This is a genomic window from Desulfosalsimonas sp. (assembly GCF_046483245.1).
Lineage (GTDB): Bacteria > Desulfobacterota > Desulfobacteria > Desulfobacterales > Desulfosalsimonadaceae > Desulfosalsimonas.
This window is the reverse complement of record NZ_JAWODO010000010.1, coordinates 1-21,828: the sequence shown is the minus strand read 5'-3', so window position 1 is coordinate 21,828 and position 21,828 is coordinate 1. Positions and strand designations below refer to the sequence as shown.

Sequence of the window (21,828 nt, the reverse complement as noted above, 5' to 3'; positions counted from 1 at the left end):
TGTAGACTTTGCCTTTCAGGCCGGGGACGTTGACAAAGGGCATGATAAAAATCCTTATTTGGGGTTTTGTGCCTGAATCTTCCGGCTTTCGGCGTGCCCGATTCTGTGATCCCCGCAAAATACCATCAATCTTCCGTCTTTTGCACAGGCCAGGGACATGTTCACCGACCGGGCCAGTTCCACTGCCAGGGCCGTGGGCCGGGATATGCCCACAAGCATTTCAAGGCCGGCGCGTCCCGCCTTTTGCACCAGTTCGTAGCTGAGCCTGGAAGACATGATGGCCAGACATGCGTTTTGAATCTGGTTTAGCATAAACACTTTGCCTATGGCCTTGTCAAGGGCATTGTGTCTTCCCACGTCTTCGGCAGCAGCCATGGGTTCCATGGAGTGGCTGAAAATGACGGCCGCATGGGAGCTGCGGCTCTTGCGATACAGGGGCTGATAGTCGGGCAGTTGCTCCACGCCGGCCATAATACGGCTGACAGGAAAAACAGTGGCCGCCTTGACCGGGACAAGAACCCGGGCAATGTCTTCTATGACTTCCTTGCCGCAGATGCCGCAGCTGGTCTGGCTGACAAAGCCTTTGCGCTCCAGCAGCCCGGCCGCCTGAATGCGCCGCTCTTCTGTGAGGGTCAGGGTGGCCACGTTGGTCTGGTCCTCTGTGCAAAAGCTGATGGTGACAATGTCCTCCGGGTGATCCACAAGCCCCTCGGCAAGGCAGAATCCGGCCACATGGGCGTTTTCATCTCCGGGTGTGCGCATGACAACCGAGTAGGGGCTGCCGGCCACGCGTATGGACAGGGGTTCTTCGGTGATCAAAGCCTGGCTGCGCTCCTTGCGCCGGTCTTCTGCATATTCGGCATAGGTCGCCATGACATGGGTGGGTTGGGCGGTTTCACTCATTTTATCCACTTATATGTTTTGACAGGTATATTCGTCGCACTCCCTTTGGGTGAGCACTTCCATGGCAAAAAGGATCTGTTTTTCTTTTTGCCGGCGCTGCGCCGAGAGCACCAATGGCTCTTGACTTTCCAGCACCCGGACCGCATCACTTCTGGAAACAATGGCTTCCAGGCCGGTGCCGGTTACCCGCCCCGTGGCCGTGTCAATGATCTCGGCATCCTCTGCGTTGGTCACCACTGCCCGGGCAATGGCTTTGTCATAAAAAATGCGGGCTGCAGCCACGGCCGTGCGTCTGCGCGACACAATAGAGCCGGGCCGGTATAAAATCAGCATCAGGGGGTTGTCACCGGCATGCACGACAAAATCCACAAACACCTGCCCGCTCTTTTTGTCGAGTTCCAGTTGCATCTGCTGCCGGGCCTGTATTTCGTTTTTGGCATAGCCTTTTTCTTCGACCAGAAACCGGGCAAGCTGCTGCCGCCGTCTTTCATCATGGGTATCAACAAGGCTTTGGCCCGTGAGAAAATCCGTGGTTTTTCCCAAAATCAGGTGGTGGGTTCTCATAACCGGTCTTTTTTCCTGCTGATGAGAAAAATACCATAGGTGGCCCGCAGGTTGGGAAAGGCCGTCACGATCCGGCCGCTTTTGTCCTGCTTGTCCGTGTTAATGGCCACTTCCTTTTGAATCGTAAATCCCATTTCCCTGGCAAACGCCCGGAAATCCATGATGGACAGAATCCGGATATTGGGGGTGTCATACCATTGATAGGGCAGCTGCGGCGTTACCGGGGCGTGGCCGGTAAAAAGCCCCTGCAGGCGCACATGCCAGTGACCGAAATTGGGAAAACTCACAATGGCCTGCTTGCCGATGCGCAGCATGGAGCGGATCAGTGTCAGGGGGTCATAGACCTGCTGCAGGGTCTGGCTTAAGATCACGTAGTCAAAGGCTCCTGCAGGATAATCATGGACTTCCTGGTTGATATCGCCCTGGATGACGCTTAGTCCCTTCTCAATGCACCTGACCACTTTTTCCTCCACCAGTTCAATGCCGGTTTCCCGGACCTGTTTGTGGTTTTTGAGGTAGGCCAGCAGTTCGCCCTCGCCGCAGCCAAGGCCGATAACCCGGGAGCCGGGGGTGATCCATGCGGCGATCACCTGGAGGTCAAAGCGCAGTTTGTTTTCCGGTATCTTCATAGACACTGTCGATAAACCCTCTGACCAGATTGGTCAGTCGTTGATTGGGCAGCAGAAAGGCATCATGGCCCCATTCCGCCTCGATTTCACAAAAACTCACGTCCCGCCCGCTTTTTTTCATGGCCTGGACCATTTCCCTGGACTGGTAGGTGGGATAGAGCCAGTCAGAAGTAAAAGAGACAACCATGAATTTTGCCCGGCTTGCGGAAAAGACGGTTACCGGGGAATCCGCCCCTCTAAAGCGGGTCAGGTCGAAATAATCAGCCGCCTTTGTGATATAGAGAAACGAGTTGGCGTCAAAGCGTTCCACAAACTTGGCCCCCTGGTGGCGTAGATAGCTTTCCACCTGGAAGTCCACGTCAAACTGGTATGAAAAATCCTCCTTGTCCTGCAGGCGCCGTCCGAATTTCCGGCGCATGGCCTCGTCTGACAGGTAAGTGATATGCCCGATCATCCGCGCCACGGAAAGTCCCACATCCGGCTGTTTTTTGCCGTAATAATCGCCCTGGTTCCAGTTGGGGTCGGCTGCGATGGCCTGGCGGGCCACCTCGTTGAATGCAATGGCCAGGGCGGAGTGGCGCATGGTGGTGGCCAGGGCAATGGCCGCGCAGACGTTTTCCGGATACTGCACGCACCATTGCAGCACCTGCATGCCGCCCATGGACCCGCCAATGAGGCATAAAATCCTTTCAATGCCCAGGTGCTCCATCAGGGCCTTCTGGGCCCGGACCATGTCACCGATGGTGACAAAGGGAAAATCCATGCCGTAGGGCATGCCGGTTTGCGGGTTGACAGAACAGGGCCCTGTTGAACCCATGCATCCGCCCAGCACATTGGAGCAGACCACGAAATAATGGTCCGTATCAATTCCCTTGCCAGGGCCGATCATGTTTTCCCACCAGCCCGGCTTGTCATCATCTTTCGAATAATAGCCTGCCGCATGGCTGTCTCCGGTCAGGGCGTGGAGGACCAACACCACGTTGCTGCGGTCAGGATTCAGGGTGCCGTAGGTCTCATAGGCCAAGGTGACGGGCCCGAGCCTTGCGCCGCTGTCAAGGGGCATTTCGTCCGGCGGCTGGGCAAAGGTGAAAAATTGCTTTTCCACAATGCCCACAGACCGGCCGGATTGGTCATGGGTGATGTATTCACTCATCTCAAAGGTTCTGCTTGTTTTATGATACATCAAGGGGGGACCTCATCAATGAGCGATCCCCCCTTGGTTTTTCATGTGCTTATTTGATACTACAGAATCCCTGCGGATTCAAACAAAACATGCGGTTTGTGGTTTATGCCAGTTCCCGGCGCTCAGCCATGTCCACGAGTTTGCGCTCCCGGGTTTTGTGAATGCCCAGGGCCTTTCTCTTGGCGTCGATATGGGCGATCATTTTCTGCGCCATTTCATAGGGATCCGGTGTAAAGCCCCATTTGCCCAGGCCCTGTTTTTCCAGGCCATTGAAGAGCAGATCGTGGAACCGGGTGTTTTGGGTGACCGGGAAAGTGACCCCGAATACCGTGTACACCCCTGAAGCCACAAAGTACTGGCCGATGGAAATGGCCTTTTCACTCATCCACTCCGGGGCTGCTCCGGCCACTGGCAGTTCGGCAATGCTTTCGCCCAGACCGCCAACCTTCACCATTTCACTTGCGGCGATCAGGATCCGGCTGTTGTCCACACAGGAGCCCATGCCCAGCACAGGGGGCATGCCCACGGCCTCGCAGACTTCACTCAGGCCCGGGCCGGCCAGGTATGCCGCTTCAGGTGAGCACAGGCCTTCCTTGGCCAGGGCGATTTGGGAACATCCGGTCTGGAGCACCAGCACGTCGTTTCGGATCAGCTCCTTGACCAGTTCTACGTGTACCCAGTCCTGCTTGACCCGGGGGTTGGTGCATCCCACAACTCCGGCCACACCACGGATCCGGCCGTTGATAATGTTGTCATTCAGCGGCGTATAAGAGCCACGGAAGGTTCCGCCGAGCATGTAATTGATGTACTCATAGGAAAACCCGTGAATACCGGTGTTGCGGATATTGGGAATCTGCACCGGGTATTTGCGGGACTTGAACCGGGAAATGGCCTTGATGACCACTTCATCGGTGCACGAGGACGGGTCGTGCTCGTGAAACTCGATATGTTCGGCCCCTTCAATGTGGCAGCGGGGGTTGGTGGTAAACAGATAGGTGCCGTAGCAGTCTGCCACCTTGGACAGGGCCTGCTGGATGCATTGCACATCCACGGCCATGGCGTCCACGGCACCTGTGACCATGATTGCCTCAGTGGAGGTGAAGTTGCCGGCATGGGGGATGCCGTGGCGCGACAGCATTTCCGCACCAGAGCAGCACATGCCCACCAGATTGAGGCCTTCAGCCCCGGCGTCCTTTGCCGCCTGGATAAGGGCCGGGGAGTTGACAGAGGCCATCATGGACTCAAACAGGTTGGGTTCATGTCCGTGGACGATGATATTGACCTGGTTTTCCTTGAGCACCCCCATGTTGACTTCCGCGGCCACCGGCACAGGAGTGCCGAACAGGATATCAGAGATTTCCGTGGCCACCATGGAGCCGCCCCAGCCGTCGGACAAAGCCGTTCGGTTTCCCTGTTTCATGATGTTTTCATAATGCTGGTCCACGCCTATGTGGGTGCGGTGCATCATTTCCATGATTTCGCGCATGGCGCCCCGGGGCACGATGCCCAGCTTGCGCCAGCTTTCCAGGGTCTTGGGCGGAACCCGTTTGACAAAGGGGATTTCGCCTTCCACCTGGGTATAGGTTCTTTCCAGTTGTTCATAAAGTGCATGGGCCACTTCCTCGGTGGTTTGCTCCTCGGTTTCAATACCGATGGACGCGGCGACTTCATTGAGTTTGATGGGATCCTTTATGGTGTATTCCTTGATCTTGCCGTTGACCACTTCCCGGAACAGATCCAGCATGGCCATGCCGTGGTCCGTATGGGCGGCTGCTCCGGCTGCAATCATGCGCCCGAAGTTCCGGGCCTGGATGGTGTCAATGGTTGCTCCGCAAACCCCCACTTTTGCGTAGGGGTCCTTGGCATTTAACCGGCAGGGGCCCATGGAGCAGTGCTTGCAGCATGCCGAGTCTGCGCCGATGGGGCAGGCCTTCATGGTCGCTGCCCGGTCAAAACACAGTTCAACCCCGTCTTTTCTGGCCTTTTCAATCATTTTGCCGGTGGATTCGCAAATGGTGATGTCTTTGATGTCAGGAAGGGTTTTTTCCTTGGTTTTTTTCGTATCCATACAACCTCCGTTTAAATGGATTTGGCTTTTGAATAAGCCTGTTCCCGCCGGTTCGTCCGGCGCATTACGCGTGAATGTTTCAAATAATAATACTTGGTAAACATATTTCAAGAAACATGCCATGAAATTTTGACGACACTGCGGAAAAGACCATGTTCTGGTGACGGGGGTGCTTTGACAATGATTTCACCCAAAAAAGAGTTAAAAGGCATGGTTCGTGCATTTTGTGTATAGCAGGAAAAATGCCGGGATTGGAATTTGAAGATCCATTTTTACCGAAAAAAGGAGAAAATCCAATGATGACAGACATTGAGCAGCTGCGCCGACAGCCTGGAATTATCAATGAGATCGACTGGGAAATGACCCCGGAAGAAGCCGTGCGGCTGTACCTGGAATGGGGTAACAACTGGGTTTACGGAAAGTACGTGATTCGCTCAAAGTCAGATGTTTCGCATTATTTCGTGGTTTACGCATGGGATGAACTGCCGGTGATTTACCTGATCCGCCGCAATTCCGAGCAGGCAGAGGAACTGGCCAAAATTGCCATGCCGGACTGGCTGGTCCGGCGTTTTCGCCATGATACAGGGCATCAAAAGGGCGTTTATGCCATTGAGGGCGAGGTGCGCCAGTGGCTGGAAGGGCAACTGGCCGGTGTTTGAGCAGATGACAGGATTTTATGTCTCGCAGGTTTAAAACATGATACATTTTTGTGTCAGGATACAATCAATACGCCCGGGCGGCTGGTTTGCTTAAAGGAATCGGGTGGCAAAATTTTTCTGGCATATTATGTTTGGAAAAAACAAGGAATCCATATGGCAGTATATCAAAGCACAAATGCAAACCGGCTGAAAAATGAAAAAAGCCCTTATCTGCTCCAGCATGCAGACAATCCTGTGGATTGGTTCGCCTGGGGGGATGTGGCCTTTGAAAAGGCCAGAACAGAAAACAAGCCGGTGCTGGTCTCCATCGGGTATGCCACCTGCCACTGGTGTCACGTGATGGCAGACGAATCCTTTTCCGACCCGGAAACCGCCCGGATCATGAACGAAAACCTGGTCAGTATCAAACTCGACCGGGAAGAGCGCCCGGACCTGGATCAGATTTATATAACGGCCGTGTCCGCCCTGACCGGATCGGCGGGCTGGCCTTTGAATGTGTTTTTAACCCCGGATGCCAAACCTTTTTTCGGGGGCACGTATTTTCCGACCCAACAGCGCTTTGGCATGGCTTCCTGGAAGCAGGTTGTGGAATCCGTTGGCCGGGCTTGGCAGGACCCTGAACAGCGGCAGAAACTGCTGACCTCTGCGGAAAATATCACTGCTGCGGTAAAGGCCCATCTCCAGGACATGGAAGCCGGTGCCGCTTCAAACCGTCCGGACAAGACCCTTCTGGATGCGGCTGCAGCCGGTTTTGCCGAAAATTATGATCCGGATGCGGGGGGCTTCAGCCGGGCGCCCAAATTTCCCATGCCTGCGGTCCTGCGGTTTCTGTTGTTTTATTACCGCCGTCTGCGGTTTGACAACAATCGGGCGCAAAACGGTCAAAAATACCTGGACATGGCTGTCCACACCCTTTCACTGATCAGTCAGGGCGGAATTTACGATCATCTCGGGGGCGGATTTCACCGGTATGCCACAGACAATGCCTGGCACGTGCCCCATTTTGAAAAAATGCTATATGACAACGCCCAGATGATCCCGGTGCTGCTCGAGGCCTACGAGATTACAGGCGATAGCCGTTTTGCCAGCATTGCCGTGCAAACCCTGGACTACATCCACCGGGACATGACCCATGAGCTGGGCGGATTTTATTCCGCAGAAGATGCTGACAGCTATCCCCTGGATCTTTCGGAGCCGGACTCACAGGCACCTGGCGGCCATAAGGCCGAAGGCGCATTTTATATCTGGAAAAAATTAGAAATTGATTCCATTCTGGACAAAAATGAATCCGAGATCTTCTGCCGGTATTACGGAGTGGGGGAAAACGGCAATGTCAAGGCCGATCCGTCCGGTGAATTTTCGGGCAAAAACATCCTGTATGAAGCGCGCAGCATCGGGCAGGTGGCCCGGGAGACCGGTATGGATGAAAAAACGGTTGAATCTCTTGTCCGACAGGCCGCAGAAAAGCTGCGCACGGCCCGAAACCGCCGCCCTCGGCCCTTTCGGGATGAAAAAATTCTTGTTGAATGGAACGCGCTGATGATATCGGCCCTGGTCAAAGCCTCCCGGATTCTCGGGGATGCGGCTTATCTGGACCGGGCCCAAAAGGCGGTTGATTTTATCCTGAACCGCATGGTTTCACAAGATGGCCGGCTTTATCGGAGATGGGCTGACGGGCAGCGAGCGGTTTTTGCCATGGCCGGCGATTATGCCATGCTGGTGCAGTCCCTGCTTGATCTTTATGAACATGGCCTTGATCCGGTATACCTCCGGGAGGCCCGGCAGATGGGGGCTGTCATGCTGGATTTGTTTTTTGATGACAAACAGGGCGGGTTTTTCATGACCGCAGCCGATCAGGATAAATATTTGATCATGCGGCCCAGGGATTTAATTGACAATGTGATTCCTGCAGCCAACTCAGTGGCTGCTCAAAACTGTGTCCGGCTTTTCCGGATCACCGATGATCAGCGTTTTTACGAGGCGGCGCAAAAGACGTTTCAGGCGTCGGAAAAGCGGCTCCGGCAAAATTCCCAAAGTGCGCCCCGGCTGCTTTCCGCCCTTGGACGGTTTCTGGAAATACAGGAGGACTCAGTGGACGTTCCGTCCTGATGAACCCGGATAACAATTGCAATTGATTTATGACAGCAAAGGAGGTTTCGTTATGGCCAAACAATACCGCTTAAAAGCAAAATGCCCCCAGTGCGGGTGCAGTGCCGTGATGCATCTGACCCCTGAGGAGATTGAGAAAAAATTCGGCAATGTGCCCAACGCAAAACTGGAATGCTCCCAGTGCATGGAAAAATACGAAGTGGCCATGAAAGATGCCTGCCCGGAGTGGGACAAGGAATGCCAAGCCATGAAATAGAAGGCCGGGAAAGGAGCGGGAATGGATTTCAAACAGGTCATGGACAACCGCAGGGCGGTGAATTTCTTTGATCCCCAAAAGGACGTGGCTGATGATGTGCTGCGCCAGATCATTGAAACTGCGGCCAAGGCTCCGTCAAGCTTCAACCTGCAGCCCTGGAGCCTGATGGTCCTGCGCGACCATGAGGAGAAACTGCGCCTGCAGAAGCACGCATGGGATCAGCCCAAGGTCAGCGAAGCCCCGGTGACCCTGATTGTGCTGGCGGATATGGATGCCTGGCAGGCCGGGCACCCCTTTGTGGAGAAAAATTTTGACTCCCTTGTGAAAATCGGTATGATGTCAGAGTCCCAGCGGGAGTGGTTCCATGATGCCTGCAAGAACCTCTACGGCGCAAGTGCCGACCGGCAGGTGGCCTTTGCCTGCAAAAATACCGGTTTTTTCGCCATGTCTTTGATGCTTGCGGCCAAGGATTTGGGCGTGGACACCCATCCCATGGACGGCTTTGATATCGAGGGTGTGCGAAAGGAATTTCATATCCCGGCAAATTACTGGATTCCGCTGCTTTTGTCCCTAGGGTATTTCAGGGCAGACAAAACCCTGCTGCCGGCAAAATGGCGCAAATCCTACGAGGAATTGGTTGTGCGGTTTGAGTGAAAACACCGATATATTGATCAACCCGGGTGTGATTGACCGGCCGCTTGTTGAAAATCCAGGTTGACCCGATGCGGCAAGGAGCTGTGAATATGACAGATGAACAAGATGTTAAGGTATATGCATTAAGTACATGCGGACACTGCAAAAAGGCAAAAGCGCTGCTCAATGAATGCAATGTCAGCTATGATTCCGTGGAGGTGGATCTGCTCGACAGCGAGGAGCGTCAAACGGTGCTCGAGGATGTCAAGGCGTTAAATCCCCGCTGCTCGTTTCCAACCATCCGGATCGGCGAAAAAGTCATTGTCGGTTACAAGGAAGATGAAATCAAGGAGGCGCTGGGAATCTCATGAATGTCCAAGAATTGTATGAAAAGCTCAAAAAGGTTCAGGAGCCCAAGGGTTATTACTTCAACAAGGACCGCGAGCTGGTTTTTGAGCTGCTCCAGGGTCTGCTGGCCAACAAGGAGCGCTACGGCCACATGAGCTGTCCTTGCCGGCTGGCTTCCGGTGACCTGGAAAAGGACAAAGACATTATCTGCCCGTGTGATTACCGGGAGCCGGATGTCCGGGAATACGGCAGCTGCTATTGCCACCTGTATGTCAGCGAGGCGTGGAACAATGAAACCATCCCTCATGTGGTTGTCCCGGAACGGCGGCCTGTTGAAAAGATGTTTTAATGCCGGATTCTGCAATACCATCTTTTATGGAGTCCTTGTTTCATGACAGATACATCCGCATGCCCTGAACCGGAATCCGGGGGCAAGCCGGTCAAAGACAGCATGGTGATCGTCTCCCAGGTCATGCAGCCTGCAGATGCCAACCCGGCCGGAAACGTGCACGGGGGCACCATCATGAAGCTCATTGACAACGCCGCCGGGGTGGTGGCCATCCGCCATTCCCGGTGCAACGCGGTCACTGCGTCCGTTGACCGTCTGGATTTTCATCACCCCGCATTTGTCGGAGATCTTTTGATCCTTTCGGCCAGCCTGAACCTGACCGGCCGCACTTCCATGGAAATCGGCGTGCGCGTGGAGGCCGAAACCCTGCTCAGCGGCCAGCGCCGCCACATTGCTTCGGCCTACATTACCTATGTGGGCTTAGATGCGCAGATGAAGCCCCGGCCCATTGCCCCGGTCATTGTCCGCACCCCGGAAGAAAAGCGCCGCAACAAAGAGGCCATGGCCCGGCGCAAGGCTCGGCTGGCCGAAAAAACTTCTGAGAAAGAATCCGAAGAAAAATTCTTCCAAGAAAACGCCAAATGACCGATATTCAGGAAGAACCCCGGGAACTGCCGTTTCGCAATGCCTACTGGGTGGAAAAAAACCGGCTGATGGCCGGTGAATATCCGCTGTCCTACACCCCGGAGCAATCCGGAAAGCGGCTGGAGGCGCTTTTTTCCGCAGGCATCCGCAAAATCGTGGATCTGACCGAACCCCAGGAAATCGGACGCCTGAGCCTGCATCATCCCCCCTATGAGGAAGTGGTCCGCCGTGTGGCCCGTCAAAAGGGAATTGAAGCGGTTTATTCCTCCATTCCGGTCCGGGATTTTGATATTCCGGACCGTAAAAAGCTCATGGAGATCCTCGATGAAATCGATGCCGCCATAGCCCATGGAAAGCCGGTTTACGTTCACTGCTGGGCCGGCATCGGCCGCACCGGCACGGTGGTGGGCGCCTACCTTGTCAGGCACGGCCATCCGGCCGATCCCAGCCTGCTGGATACCATTGATGATCTTCGCCGCCATACGGCCACTGCTTCCATGGCCTCACCCCAAAGCGTGATGCAGCGGGAACTGATTCTTTCCTGGAGTTACGGGGAATAGCCATTTTCGCCTGTTTCAGATGGTTTTGCGGAAAATCCCCTTGCATTGCCCTGCGGAAATTCCCTATAGTATCTAGTTTCAGTCTTATGCTCAAATTTGTTTCTGACTGACAAAACATGATGGCATCGTAAACAGTCTGATTTCAGATGGTGCCGTAAAAAGTTCAAGATCAAGGCTTGCGCAATTTCGAAGAATGCAGAGTACTTATCCGTACGTGAAATTCTGAGAAATTGCGCGTAACGCAGATATTGGACTTTACGGTGCCATCAAACATAGCGTACGAATAAAAGGGGGTTGTTATGACAGAGCGTGTAGTGGTGATCGGTGCGGTGGCAGCAGGTTCCAAAGCAGCTTGCCGGTTTAAGCGTCTTCGTCAGGATGCAGAGGTGATCCTTGTTGACGCGGATACCTATATTTCCTACGGCGGCTGTGGCATTCCGTATTATGTCTCCGGCGATGTCACCGATGAAAAGGAACTGCGCTCCACCAGCTTTCATATGGTCCGCGATGAGGCGTTTTTCAAAAACGACAAGGGTGTTGAAGCCATGACCGGCACCCGGGCACTGTCCATTGACCGGCAAAACAAGACCGTCCGGGTCCGCAAGTCAGACGGGCAGGAAACCGATCTTTCCTATGACAAGCTGATGCTGGCAACCGGCACCAGGGCCAAGAATCTGCCCATTTCCGGAATGGATCTTGAAAACGTCTACAGCGTGGGCAGCCTTCACCAAGCCATGGCCATCAAGGAGCTGGTCACCGGCGGTCAGGTGGAAAAGGCCGTGATTATCGGTGCCGGGTTCATTGGTCTGGAAATGGCCGAGGCCCTGGCCGACATGTGGGAAATCGAAACTTCGGTGGTGGAATACTGCAGCCAGATCATGCCCGGCTTTGTCAGCCGCAACCTGGCTCAGATGGCTCAGCGCCGGATGGAGGAAAACGGTGTTACCTTCTACCTCAACGAGGCCGTTGAGGCCATCGAGGGCACTGATGGCCGGGTTTCAGCGGTGAAAACCGGCAGCCGCACCCTGGAGGCCGACCTTGTGATTTCCGCCGTGGGCATTGAGCCAAACGGGGAACTGGCCGAAGAGGCGGGCCTGGAGGTGGCGCCTGGCGGCTTTATTGTGGTCAACGACCGGATGCAGACCTCTGATCCGGATATATACGCCGGCGGCGACTGCGTGCAGGTCACCAACCTGATTACCGGAAAGCCGGGATTTTATCCTTTGGGCTCCATTGCCAACCGCCAGGGCAGGGTGATCGGAACCAATATGGCCGGCGGAGACGCCAGTTTCAAGGGAGCGGTGGGATCATTTGTGGTCAAGCTGTTTGACGGCGCCTTAGCCGGTGCCGGCCTGACCCCGGAGCGGGCCTGCAAAGAAGGCTTTGACGCAGTGGGCATCCAGGTGAGCCAGTTTGACCGGGCCCATTTTTACCCGGAAAAGGAAATTATTTTCCTTGAGCTGGTGGTGGATCAAAAGACCCGGCGGGTGCTGGGCATCCAGGGCTTCGGCGGGGAGTCCAGCGGGATGTATGCCCGGGTCAACGCCGTGGCTGCCATCCTGGCCTACCAGCCCACGGTTGAGGATGTGAGCAACCTGGAACTGGCCTATTCGCCGCCGTTTGCCTCTGCCATGGACATTGTCAATGCAGTTGGCAATGCTGCTGAAAATTATCTGGAAGGCCGGTACAAGCCCGTTGATGCAGAAGCCTTTGCAGAGTGCTGGAACAACCGGGACTGCGGAAAATATTTTTTCCTGGACTGCCGGGCCGAAGCCGATGCCAAGCCCTTTGAGGAAAAATATCCGGATATCTGGAAAAGCATCCCCCATGATCAGCTTCAGGCCCGGATCAACGAGGTGCCCAAGGACAAGACCCTGGTGCTGGTATGCAATACCGGGGTGCGCTCCTTTGAGGCCCAGATTAACCTGGCGGCCTGCGGCATTACTGATACCTTAAACACGGCCACGGGCGTGGCCGGCATGAAGGAGTGTGGGATCCGTTTTTAGCGGTTATGCGGCAAACCGCTGCCGGCAGAACCGGTCCATGATGCACAGGGCCGAAAGGGCGGCCGTGTATTCGATAAGCTCCGGAACGGAAATGGCTTGGTTAAACCCGCCCAGATGCGGTCCGGTAAGGATGTGGATGTCCTGGCTGCCTTTTTGGAGGTCCTCAATGAAGAGCCAATCAAAACCCCGGCTTTCCAGAAACCGCCTGAATTGCGTATCACTCATGGCTTCCTGTTCGGTAATTCGCAAGATCTCCTCCATGTGCCGGTCAACACCCATCTCCTCGATCAGCCGGCGGCTCAAATTTTGGGGGTCAAAGGGCAGGTCCGCGCAGAAGGCCGTTTGGGTAAAGCCCTGATAATAGGCCTTGAAAATATCGATGAGCACATGGCTGAGCCATTGCCGGTCAAACAAATCCCGGGCGTCCACGGCACACCCCTTGTCATCCACGCCGATTCTGGCCTCATCATGGTTTCTGCAGTAGCTGCCGGCTACCAGAACCAGGCTCAACACATGGGTGCCGATGTGGTCGTAGAGCTGGCGGGTGGGGCCGTCAAAGGCGATGAAGTGTTCAAAGTCCCGGATGCCGCTTTTGCTGATGTTGGGAAACCGGCATGATGCCAGCCACTGATCCAGGCGGCCGGCGCGCCGCCATTGATAAAGCCCTGCATCGTTTCTGCGCTGTCGCTGTACCCGGTTGTGAAAAAGGGGGATCGGGGCGGTGTGGACGATGCCAAGGGATGCCAGATGTCCGAAAATGCCTGCATTTCTTGCCAGAATGGTTCGGCATTCTTCCATGCCGGGCATTTTTCCGTTGACCGGGTGATTGGGATAGGAAAAATAGTCCGGCCCGGTCTGAAACGCAATGGCGTGGCGGCGCCTGTCGATGTCTGCGCCCTCGGGGATCGCAAGGGTTTTATCCTCGATGCGGAATATCACCGGCGCGTGTTGAACCACAGCCGGCCGGGGAATGTCAAAGGCAAAGGGGGCGGGCAGTTCCAGCCGGGACAACTGCTGCATCCAGAACGTCTCTGCGGCCAGCTCCGAGAGCTTCTGCCCGGTGCGGGCAAATTTGAGAACCAGAATGCTTTCGGGTCGGTCCGGGTCTTTGAGTATGGCGCTTCTTCCCATCCAGTGCAGCATATCCACCGGCCGCCTGCCAACAATGGCTGAAATATCGCACACCGGTTCGACTGTGGGTTCCGGGAGTTGATAAGCGGTCTGTTTGCGGAGGTTTTCCGCCGCGGGCAGGGCGCCCATGGCTTCTGCCACGGCCCTGAACCGATGGCCGTTGTGTGCGGCCAGCAGGCGGGAGAGGGTTTTTCCGGCCGTGTGGGCCACCTCTTTTTCCGGCGCCCGGGAGATGATGTCCGCAATGGCGTCAGCCGCCTTTTTAAACAGGAAAAAAACCTGGCGTTGGCTGTCGTGCTCGTTTCCTTCAAGCACGCAGCAAAGCGCATGGACCGTGCCGGTGGTGACAATCTCGGGCCGGGTTTCGATGATGTACTGGATATTGGCCACCTGCATGTAAGTGGCCGTAAAATCGCTCCGGCGGCCGGCCAGATAGTTTTCGGCTTCAATGCATTCGTTTTGTAGGTTCCAGGAGTACATGGCTGCCGGCTTTTTACCGCCATGGCCCGGATTGGTCAAGCGGTTTTGCCATGTTTTGCCCCAGATCCCTTTATTGTTGCCTTGCCAGAAAATCGGCCACGGTTTGGTTAAACGGCTCTGCCGCCTCGATGTTGCTGAGGTGAAAGGCTTGGGCCAGGGTCACCATTTCCGCCCCGGACATGGCATCCCGGATCTCCTGTGACATTTCAACAGGGGTTCCCGGATCGTTTTCACCCACTATGATCAGCACCGGCACGGAAATTCGGCTGATTTTGTCTTTGACGTCAAAATCCCGGATGGCCCGGCAGCATCCGGCAAACCCGGCCACCGGCGTGGCCAGAATCATGTTTCTGATTTTTTCCGCAATATCCGGATGCGCTTTTTGAAACTCCGGGCTTAGCCATCGCTGCATGGTGCCGTCTGTCAGGGCGGCCATGCCGTTGTGCCGGGCCGCGGCAATGCGCTCTTCCCAGTCCTGATGGGTTTCCTGAGGGATTTTGCAGGCGGTGTCGCAAAGAATCAGGGAAGAGACCTTTTTCGGGTGCATCAGGGCCAGGCTCTGGCCGAGCATGCCGCCCAGGCTGATGCCCATGAAGTGCGCGCGTTGGATTTCCAGTGCATCAAGCAGGGCTGCGGCATCGGATGCCAGCATTTCCATGCTGTAGTCATTGTCCGGTGCCGACGTTGTGCCGTGGCCCCGCAGGTCATAGCGCAGGACCCGGTATTGCTTTTCAAGGGCCTTGATCTGAAAGTCCCAGATGCCCATGGTCCCGGCCAGGCAATGGCTTAACATGACAACCGGTGCGGACGCCGGTCCCGTGAGTTCGTAATGGATTTTTATGCCGTTTGCTTCTGCCTGCATGGCAACCTCCTTGTTTTCTGCCCCCTGCGCTTAAGGCTGACCGGCTATCCAAAGGTTCTGTCAAACAGTTCGGCTATGGCCTTTTTGCCGTTTTCCTCCAGATAGCGGGTCCCGGTTCCCGTGAAACGGGGCTGGGTGACCACCGGCTGGTCTTTTTTGCACTCGATCCAGTCTGTCGTGTTCCATTCAAACCAGGCGTTTTGTTTTTGATCAAAGACATATAACGGCTTGTTGCAAAGTTTTGCAAACTCAGCACCCCAGCCGGTGCCGCCCTTTACTGTCTTGTCATCCAGGATTTCCCCGACAACGTAGATTTCCCTTCCGCTGTTGATCTGATACCAGATGCTCTGCAGAACCTTGCGGATCATCGGGGTTTTGGCATAGCGCCGGTTCATCAGCCTTGAGATATATTCCAGGCTCACATCCCCGTTTTTCAGCTCTTCCTGGGTCAGCACCCGTATTCCGCGGCTGCGGACAATGGCATGTCCCTCAAACGAGAAATTGACTTCCTCTATCCCAAACCGCTCGGCATTCGCCCCGAATTCCGCCTCGGCGCCTTTGGTGCCGCCGCTAAACAGTATGCAGTCTTGCTTGTCCATGATGCGTGCTTCCTTTTTGATTATGATTGATGTCAATTGGTTTTTCAGCAGGTCAGGTGAAAGCCTGCAGCCACCAGGGCGCCTGTTTCAACAGCTTCATTGAATTTCTGCGCCGCCTCAGCAGTGGGGTACGCCTCGACCGCGATTCCCCGGGCTCGGCATGCCTCCCTGACCGATTCGGCTACTGACATGCGCCCGCTGACCCCTGTGCCGATGATGAGTTTTTCAGGGATGTCGTCTGTCAGCGGCCCCAGGTCTTCGGGCACAAGGTTGTGGCCCTGGCGGCGGCGCCAGTTGTCCCGAACGTTTCCGTTTGTATCAATGATCAGGTCAGAGGAAAAGGTTTTTCCGTTAATCGTCATTTGACCAAAAGCGCAATGATCAATTCTGGGATGCGTCATAACAAACCTTTGCAATTTCGTAAATCCGGGCCATCCGTCTCATGGACGCGGCTGATTTTATCATGGGCCATGAACTTTTGATCACTGGTGGTGTCAGTCGGTGATATCCCGGGCCCAACTCATGGCTGCGGCCACTGAGGGAAAACCCATGGTGGAGGTGAGCACAACCAGGGCGTGGTGGATTTCCTCCCGGCTTGCCCCGGCCTTAAGCGCCCGGCGGGCATGGCTGTGCACGGCCCCTTCCAGCCGGAGGGCGGCTGCAGCGGCCATTTGAATGAGCTCAACGGTTTTTTCATCCAGCGGACCTTCGGAACGTGCTGCCAGACCGAGCTCGGAGACGGCCTTCATCAGCCTGGGATGTTCAGATTCCATTACCTGGTAGTTTTTGGGCAGTGCCTTTTCAGACATTGTCTTTGCTCCTTTTTCAATTTTCATGGTTTTCGTGTCACCAATTCTGGTGGACGGCTCTTTTTGTAAAGATGCCTTGTAATTCAGATGTGTCAAACAATCCTTGTTCTTTCGCCGTCAACCACCGGCCTTGAAAAAGCCGGAAAATGCTTTTCCATGAAACCAGAAGCTTTCTCCAAAATAAAATCATAAGAGGGCAGGGCCTTGTGGGCAGTGGATTTTCCGAATCCGAGCGAGTCATGCAACAGCACCACCGGTGAGCCGTCTGTAGCGCCCGCAGGCGTCCATTTGCGCACAAAAACGCTGCCGTCGGCAATATCCCGGTCTCGGTTCTGACAGTTATCTGTGGAATCATGGTCTCGCCCTGATTTTTTGCAGCCGCTTGTTTAACCGCTGGCAACCTTTAACGGCTTTTTTATGATCGGGTTTTTCGGGCATGGGTTTTTCTCATGCGCTGCCCTTTACCTCATGTGCCGCGTTGCATAAACAGATGCCAATATGACCAGTGCCACGGCAGAACCAAAGTATAATATTTCCGACCTGGCGCCAAGCTCCACTGCCTGCTCAAGGAAAAGGATCACCAAGATCACGATTGAAACCTGAATAATCGTAATTTTCAGATCGTGAAAGCTTTTGATATTCAAGACATTAAGAAAGGTGCTGTTCTCTACCCGCAATGGCGTAATGAAAAGCCGATAGAGACTTACGGAAATCGTTTGCAATGTAATGGCGATAAGCAGCAAGTCTAATATTTTTAACAGCTTAACAGCAAGCATTTTACCGCTCTCGGTAGTTGTGGGAACTTCCTGGAGCAGGTCCATTAGCAAATGGATCAAAACACTCAAACTTCCAAAGTACAATACAATCGCAGATACCGACGCGGCTGCAATCGCGATCAACACAAGATAACGGCTGCTCTGGAAAATTTTTTCGATCATCCGGCTATCCCTTGATGTCAACAAAAGGCGTGCCAAAAAGAGTAAGCGCCGGTTTTATCGGGCTGAACCAAAATCCGGGCTGTCTGTCATGCCGGCCATGCCGGCGGCAATTCGGTCAATGGCGTTTAATTGTAACTTTCACGGATGGTTTCATCACTCATGGTTGGCGCGATAAGCGGCTTCCACGCAGGGTCTTCCCATGTCCCGAGATGCGTATGCATTTCAAGATATTTTTTCGGGATAGGGTGAGTGCCGACAACGACTTTGACCGCATAGCGTTTTTCAAGAAAAGCCTTAAATGTTTCAATGTAGGGACAGGGAGGATAGCCAACCACCAGACCGGTTGCCAGGTGAATAACTTCTGCGCCATTTTTCACCATCTCTTCGCCCGCATACTCGATATTGCCCCCGGGACAGCCATCACAGGTTGTAAAACCCACCAGCTCAACGTCTCTGTCCTGGTATATATCAAAAGCCCCCTCCTTGTTTCTCATGGCCCGGAAACACTTTCCACCCGCACAGCGGCGGTAACGATCACAGATAATGATGCCAATTTTTATCTTTGAATCCATTTCCATTCCTTTCAATTTTTGATGGATTGATCGCCTGTGTATCTTCACCGGCCCGACCTGACGCCAACAGGTTACCCCAATAGGGCCCGCTTTTTGAAGAGTTTAACCGAAACGCTGAATTTTTCAAACAAATATTGCCTTGTTTTCTTTGATTCCCTTTCACCGGGGCACACTGCCTCGGAGGGTTTGCTCCGCATATCCACTCTGCGGGAAATAACTCCCTGTCCCGGACCGGAAGGGGAAATCCAGGAAGGGGAGCATGCGCTTATTTTTCTGGCATGCGGCCTCTGAGCCCTTATTTTTTGTTGGACTGACGCCAGATTCCCCATTTTTTAGCCTCCTGGATCAACTCTTCGCGGAAGTCGGGGTGGGCGATGCTGATGAGTTTTTCCGCGCGCATCCAGGTCGGGCAGGCGGTCATCCGGGCACTGCCGTATTCGGTAACAATGGTATCCACCATCTGCCTGGGAATCGTGGTAATGCTGCCCTGGGCAAGCGCAGGGACGATGCGGGACTGGAGATTGCCGCCGGCGTCCGTGTAGGTCGAGGCCAGGCAAATGAAGCTCCGGCCGTTTTTGGACCAGCTTGCACCCAGGACAAAATCCCACATGCCGCCGTTTCCGGAAATCTGTTTGCCGCCCGAGCTCTCCGCATTGACCTGGGAGAACAGATCCACCTGAACAGCATTGTTGATGCTGACCATGTTATCGTTTTGTGAAATCACTCGCGGATCGTTGGTATAATCCATTTGTGCCGCCTGTCTGTCTCCCGGCTGTGATCCACGGTCCGGTATTTGCGGCTGTCGGTCAGGTGCCGGTAGTAGAAAGGCCCCCGGTGATACTGAATGGGGCAATAGTAGATGGGATTGACTTCCTGGTGCAGGATCCGGGTCAGCTTGCTCCAGTGCCAGTCAATATAAATGAAGCTTTCCGGAAAATTTGTCACCGCAGGCACGGGCGGCAGGTTGACAGCTGAATAAATGCTCATTTCCCTTTAAAAAATGCCTGTTCGTCTGTTTTTTTAGCGCTGATGCGCAGCGCCCCCTGACAGCCATACCGCACAACCGCCCGGGGGATCAATTTCAGTCAACTCTGCAAAATTTGAATACAAGGATGTTGGTCAAAGCAAAGACACCAGCCAAGTCAAGATGAAAATAGGCTCTGTCATCTATTCCGATCATTGCTCTGGCAGCAACCTCCTGATCTCCTCGCCAATATAAAATGTATAGGGGTACGTATGGCAACCCGGGCAATCGAATCGCAATGTCGGCTCCCTCAATCAATTCACCGCCGATTTCAAGGGCACGATGGAGCAAATGATCCGAAGCTTTTTCGAATTGTTTGGCCAATGGCCCGGATGCAACAGCATGCGCTCCGGTAAAAAACATTCGTCCGCCGGGAAGTTCCTGCGGCACAGTCATCCGTCCACTGGGCGGCACTCCCTTGGAAACAGATAAGGTGGTTAGCAGTATAATGCCGGCCTGATAACTGACCGGATAATCGGCATTGCCTTCCATATTGATTCGCTGATTAGCGGGATCAATGATATATTGGACACCCAACAGCGGCACTTTGAAGAATTGGCCATCCCATACCGCACCGACAGCCTCTGCTGCCTGTTGAGGCGGACGATTGCACAGATCGATCCATGATGCCGCTGGTATTTGGTCCGCCCGCCGGAACAATCCTTTTTGAGATGACGCCATTTGATTTATACCTCTATAGGTTAATCGCCGCGTTGATTTCTTCCACCCAGGGCAGCAATTCCTTTTTATGAAATATAAATTCATATTGAGGTAAACTCCCTGTTGATTGTTATGCGGAGTCGAACGTTTCGCTTAACGGCCGGCTGCTGGATTTCCGCAAATGATATTAGCGGCCTCCTCTATCCCGGCGGCGGTCACGGCATCTTTCCAAAGTTCATGCCGGTGCTTCATTCCGTGGCCGGTCAAAACGTAAACGCCGCGTGCACCGGCGTTTTCCGCAAACGCCACATCATGGGGATGATCCCCTATCGCAAATGACCGGGAAAGATCGATTCCGTGCTCCTTTTCCGCCTTTTTGAGAAAATAGGACTTTGGCTTGATGCATTCGCATCCGTCTAAAGAATCATGAGGGCAGACGTAGGTATCCGTGATCCGGATTCCGCATTCGGCCAGGCAAGACACCACATGCCCATTGACGCACCCGACATCGTCCATGGTCAGCAATCCCCTGGCAACGCCGGACTGATTGGTAACGATAAACAGCTCAAAGTGCTCGTTTAATCGGCGCAGGGCAGAAACGGTTTCTGCAAAAAATGTCACCTGCGAAGGCCGGCAGAGGTGGCCCCGGTCCTCGATAATGGTACCGTCCCTGTCCAGAAAAACCGCGGGCCGCTTTATGTTGTTTTCAATGGCCATGGAGTCAGACGCCTTGTTTTAACCCTTATCTCCGGGAGAGTATTTCCCAAAACCCCTTGGCCTTTCGAGCAATAATTTCCAGCGTCGCTGACGATGCCGGTAAAAAACATGCGCAAAAAGCCAGATCAACGGTGAGAGCAAGCCGGCGCTGATTTCGATCTTATCAGTGTAATGCACCGTCCCGGGGTATACTTCATGGAAGTACAAATAAAATATGTCGAAATCCGGGCGATCATTTTCTTGCTTTCCTTTATGGGCCAACAAAAAGTTCAGCTGCCGGGTTTGCGAAGTCGGCTGGCGCAACAGTTTCGCCGAAGAATCCTTTTCCGGCGTCATCCAAATCAATCCATCCTTGAAAAATAAAAATATATATAATCTTCTTCTATCCCGGCTTTACGCAACCTGGTGGAAAGCAATGCAGCCGGTTTTCCGAAATGGCCTATGCGTTTTTCCAGATTATTTTTATGCAAACCCAGATCATCGTCAGATATCAAATTAAGCTCCGGCAAGGAGGTCCTGGTTTTATCAGATTTCATTTTTTCTTTTATTTCTTTCGCAATGGTTGAATATGGAATACTTCCTTTCAAATCTTTCGTAAGCATATAACGTGTTTTGGCATCGTCGATACTTCTTGTCAGCTGCTGAAAAGCCTGCCATTTCATATCCAATAATTCTTCTGACCGAAGATGAGAAAGACAAAGTCTGAAGTTTTTATCTTTGGAATCATCATGGCGCCGGCGGCTGCTGTTGCCGCTTTTTTGATACTTTTATTGCACCACATAAAATAGTCAAAAAAGGAAACCCGTCAGACACAAGTATACACAAATTAGATCGCAAAATCAAACCGTAAGCACCCACCAGAAAGTTGCGTTTAAATGGAAAATTGACTTATCGGGCAGGGCAGGGCAGTCGGGCAAAAGTTTTATTGGAAGGCAATACAGGGAAACGGCGGCCGGGGCAACCCTTTCCCCCTACCATCAACCCTTTATAAGGTTTTTCAGGTGGGGCGGCTTTTTATTTTTTGCCGACACATGCTTGTGGATTGAATCAATTAGTGGTAATTTGACCAGCTGTTTGTTTTATCGACTCATTGTTAAAACCATGTACAAGGAAGTCCCATGCCTTATTATTGTCAGTATCATCCGGCCAAACTGGCTCACTGGTTGTGTCCATATTGTCAGAAG

At 53.7% G+C, this 21,828-nt stretch carries 27 protein-coding genes; 9 read left to right on the top strand and 18 right to left on the bottom strand.

Going from position 1 to position 21,828, the window contains the following annotated elements:
- Window positions 1-54 precede the first annotated feature (54 nt).
- From fdhD to cooS, 5 genes are all read right to left on the bottom strand, one after another.
- Window positions 55-903, bottom strand: a complete 849-nt coding sequence (gene fdhD, locus R6U41_RS01465; protein ID WP_410268054.1) for a formate dehydrogenase accessory sulfurtransferase FdhD — start codon at window positions 901-903, stop codon at window positions 55-57.
- Between the two features lie 9 nt (window positions 904-912).
- Window positions 913-1,467 (bottom strand): type I restriction enzyme HsdR N-terminal domain-containing protein, encoded by a 555-nt coding sequence (locus tag R6U41_RS01460; protein WP_410268053.1) that lies wholly within the window; start codon window positions 1,465-1,467, stop codon window positions 913-915.
- Window positions 1,464-2,096 carry a methionine biosynthesis protein MetW gene (gene metW / locus R6U41_RS01455; protein WP_410268098.1) on the bottom strand — a complete coding sequence of 211 codons (633 nt, stop codon included), beginning with the start codon at window positions 2,094-2,096 and terminating at the stop codon, window positions 1,464-1,466. The genes R6U41_RS01460 and metW overlap by 4 nt, the downstream gene beginning before the upstream one ends.
- Window positions 2,065-3,249: a homoserine O-acetyltransferase gene (locus R6U41_RS01450; RefSeq protein ID WP_410268052.1), complete on the bottom strand. Its 1,185-nt coding sequence runs from the start codon at window positions 3,247-3,249 to the stop codon at window positions 2,065-2,067. The genes metW and R6U41_RS01450 overlap by 32 nt, the downstream gene beginning before the upstream one ends.
- A 133-nt stretch (window positions 3,250-3,382) precedes the next feature.
- Window positions 3,383-5,347, bottom strand: coding sequence for an anaerobic carbon-monoxide dehydrogenase catalytic subunit (gene cooS, locus R6U41_RS01445; RefSeq protein WP_410268051.1), 1,965 nt, complete (start codon window positions 5,345-5,347; stop codon window positions 3,383-3,385).
- Between the two features lie 296 nt (window positions 5,348-5,643).
- Between cooS and R6U41_RS01440 the strand changes: the two genes are divergently transcribed.
- The 9 genes from R6U41_RS01440 (at window position 5,644) to R6U41_RS01400 (ending at window position 12,852) form a co-directional block, all read left to right on the top strand.
- Complete coding sequence (locus R6U41_RS01440) at window positions 5,644-6,006, top strand: DVU0772 family protein (RefSeq protein WP_410268050.1); 363 nt, start codon at window positions 5,644-5,646, stop codon at window positions 6,004-6,006.
- A 153-nt stretch (window positions 6,007-6,159) separates the two neighbouring features.
- Complete coding sequence (locus R6U41_RS01435) at window positions 6,160-8,115, top strand: thioredoxin domain-containing protein (protein WP_410268049.1); 1,956 nt, start codon at window positions 6,160-6,162, stop codon at window positions 8,113-8,115.
- 52 nt (window positions 8,116-8,167) lie between these two features.
- Window positions 8,168-8,371, top strand: coding sequence for a hypothetical protein (locus tag R6U41_RS01430; RefSeq protein ID WP_181551036.1), 204 nt, complete (start codon window positions 8,168-8,170; stop codon window positions 8,369-8,371).
- Between the two features lie 21 nt (window positions 8,372-8,392).
- Window positions 8,393-9,025 (top strand): nitroreductase family protein, encoded by a 633-nt coding sequence (locus R6U41_RS01425; RefSeq protein ID WP_410268048.1) that lies wholly within the window; start codon window positions 8,393-8,395, stop codon window positions 9,023-9,025.
- Between the two features lie 89 nt (window positions 9,026-9,114).
- On the top strand, window positions 9,115-9,375 hold the full coding sequence (locus tag R6U41_RS01420; protein WP_410268047.1) for a glutaredoxin family protein: 261 nt from the start codon (window positions 9,115-9,117) through the stop codon (window positions 9,373-9,375).
- Window positions 9,372-9,701: a ferredoxin-thioredoxin reductase catalytic domain-containing protein gene (locus tag R6U41_RS01415; RefSeq protein ID WP_410268046.1), complete on the top strand. Its 330-nt coding sequence runs from the start codon at window positions 9,372-9,374 to the stop codon at window positions 9,699-9,701. Before R6U41_RS01420 ends, R6U41_RS01415 begins: the two co-directional genes overlap by 4 nt.
- 42 nt (window positions 9,702-9,743) lie before the next feature.
- Window positions 9,744-10,286, top strand: a complete 543-nt coding sequence (locus R6U41_RS01410) for an acyl-CoA thioesterase (protein WP_410268045.1) — start codon at window positions 9,744-9,746, stop codon at window positions 10,284-10,286.
- Window positions 10,283-10,846: a dual specificity protein phosphatase family protein gene (locus R6U41_RS01405; protein WP_410268044.1), complete on the top strand. Its 564-nt coding sequence runs from the start codon at window positions 10,283-10,285 to the stop codon at window positions 10,844-10,846. The genes R6U41_RS01410 and R6U41_RS01405 overlap by 4 nt, the downstream gene beginning before the upstream one ends.
- A gap of 299 nt (window positions 10,847-11,145) precedes the next feature.
- Window positions 11,146-12,852, top strand: coding sequence for an FAD-dependent oxidoreductase (locus R6U41_RS01400; protein WP_410268043.1), 1,707 nt, complete (start codon window positions 11,146-11,148; stop codon window positions 12,850-12,852).
- A gap of 3 nt (window positions 12,853-12,855) precedes the next feature.
- Here R6U41_RS01400 and R6U41_RS01395 read toward each other — a convergent pair whose 3' ends face one another.
- The 13 genes from R6U41_RS01395 to R6U41_RS01335 form a co-directional block, all read right to left on the bottom strand.
- A complete protein-coding gene (locus R6U41_RS01395) occupies window positions 12,856-14,502 on the bottom strand; it encodes a SidJ-related pseudokinase (protein WP_410268042.1) in 1,647 nt (548 codons plus the stop codon).
- A 31-nt stretch (window positions 14,503-14,533) separates the two neighbouring features.
- The gene (pcaD, locus tag R6U41_RS01390; protein WP_410268041.1) at window positions 14,534-15,325 is read right to left on the bottom strand and encodes a 3-oxoadipate enol-lactonase; all 792 of its coding nucleotides are present in this window, start codon (window positions 15,323-15,325) and stop codon (window positions 14,534-14,536) included.
- 44 nt (window positions 15,326-15,369) lie between these two features.
- Window positions 15,370-15,924 (bottom strand): hypothetical protein, encoded by a 555-nt coding sequence (locus tag R6U41_RS01385; protein ID WP_410268040.1) that lies wholly within the window; start codon window positions 15,922-15,924, stop codon window positions 15,370-15,372.
- A 44-nt stretch (window positions 15,925-15,968) separates the two neighbouring features.
- Window positions 15,969-16,325, bottom strand: coding sequence for an Mth938-like domain-containing protein (locus R6U41_RS01380; RefSeq protein ID WP_410268039.1), 357 nt, complete (start codon window positions 16,323-16,325; stop codon window positions 15,969-15,971).
- A 93-nt stretch (window positions 16,326-16,418) separates the two neighbouring features.
- On the bottom strand, window positions 16,419-16,733 hold the full coding sequence (locus R6U41_RS01375) for a carboxymuconolactone decarboxylase family protein (protein ID WP_410268038.1): 315 nt from the start codon (window positions 16,731-16,733) through the stop codon (window positions 16,419-16,421).
- Between the two features lie 461 nt (window positions 16,734-17,194).
- Window positions 17,195-17,671 (bottom strand): YqhA family protein, encoded by a 477-nt coding sequence (locus R6U41_RS01370; protein ID WP_410268037.1) that lies wholly within the window; start codon window positions 17,669-17,671, stop codon window positions 17,195-17,197.
- Between the two features lie 125 nt (window positions 17,672-17,796).
- The gene (locus R6U41_RS01365; RefSeq protein ID WP_410268036.1) at window positions 17,797-18,243 is read right to left on the bottom strand and encodes a CGGC domain-containing protein; all 447 of its coding nucleotides are present in this window, start codon (window positions 18,241-18,243) and stop codon (window positions 17,797-17,799) included.
- A gap of 295 nt (window positions 18,244-18,538) precedes the next feature.
- Window positions 18,539-18,991 (bottom strand): acetyl-CoA hydrolase/transferase C-terminal domain-containing protein, encoded by a 453-nt coding sequence (locus R6U41_RS01360; RefSeq protein ID WP_410268035.1) that lies wholly within the window; start codon window positions 18,989-18,991, stop codon window positions 18,539-18,541.
- Window positions 18,964-19,230 carry a hypothetical protein gene (locus R6U41_RS01355; RefSeq protein WP_410268034.1) on the bottom strand — a complete coding sequence of 89 codons (267 nt, stop codon included), beginning with the start codon at window positions 19,228-19,230 and terminating at the stop codon, window positions 18,964-18,966. Before R6U41_RS01355 ends, R6U41_RS01360 begins: the two co-directional genes overlap by 28 nt.
- Window positions 19,231-19,324: 94 nt before the next feature.
- Window positions 19,325-19,948, bottom strand: coding sequence for a DUF3786 domain-containing protein (locus R6U41_RS01350; RefSeq protein WP_410268033.1), 624 nt, complete (start codon window positions 19,946-19,948; stop codon window positions 19,325-19,327).
- 132 nt (window positions 19,949-20,080) lie between these two features.
- Window positions 20,081-20,644, bottom strand: coding sequence for a D-glycero-alpha-D-manno-heptose-1,7-bisphosphate 7-phosphatase (locus R6U41_RS01345; RefSeq protein ID WP_410268032.1), 564 nt, complete (start codon window positions 20,642-20,644; stop codon window positions 20,081-20,083).
- 18 nt (window positions 20,645-20,662) lie between these two features.
- Window positions 20,663-20,980 carry a hypothetical protein gene (locus R6U41_RS01340; protein WP_410268031.1) on the bottom strand — a complete coding sequence of 106 codons (318 nt, stop codon included), beginning with the start codon at window positions 20,978-20,980 and terminating at the stop codon, window positions 20,663-20,665.
- Between the two features lie 5 nt (window positions 20,981-20,985).
- Window positions 20,986-21,306: a hypothetical protein gene (locus R6U41_RS01335; RefSeq protein WP_410268030.1), complete on the bottom strand. Its 321-nt coding sequence runs from the start codon at window positions 21,304-21,306 to the stop codon at window positions 20,986-20,988.
- Between the last annotated feature and the right edge of the window lie 522 nt (window positions 21,307-21,828).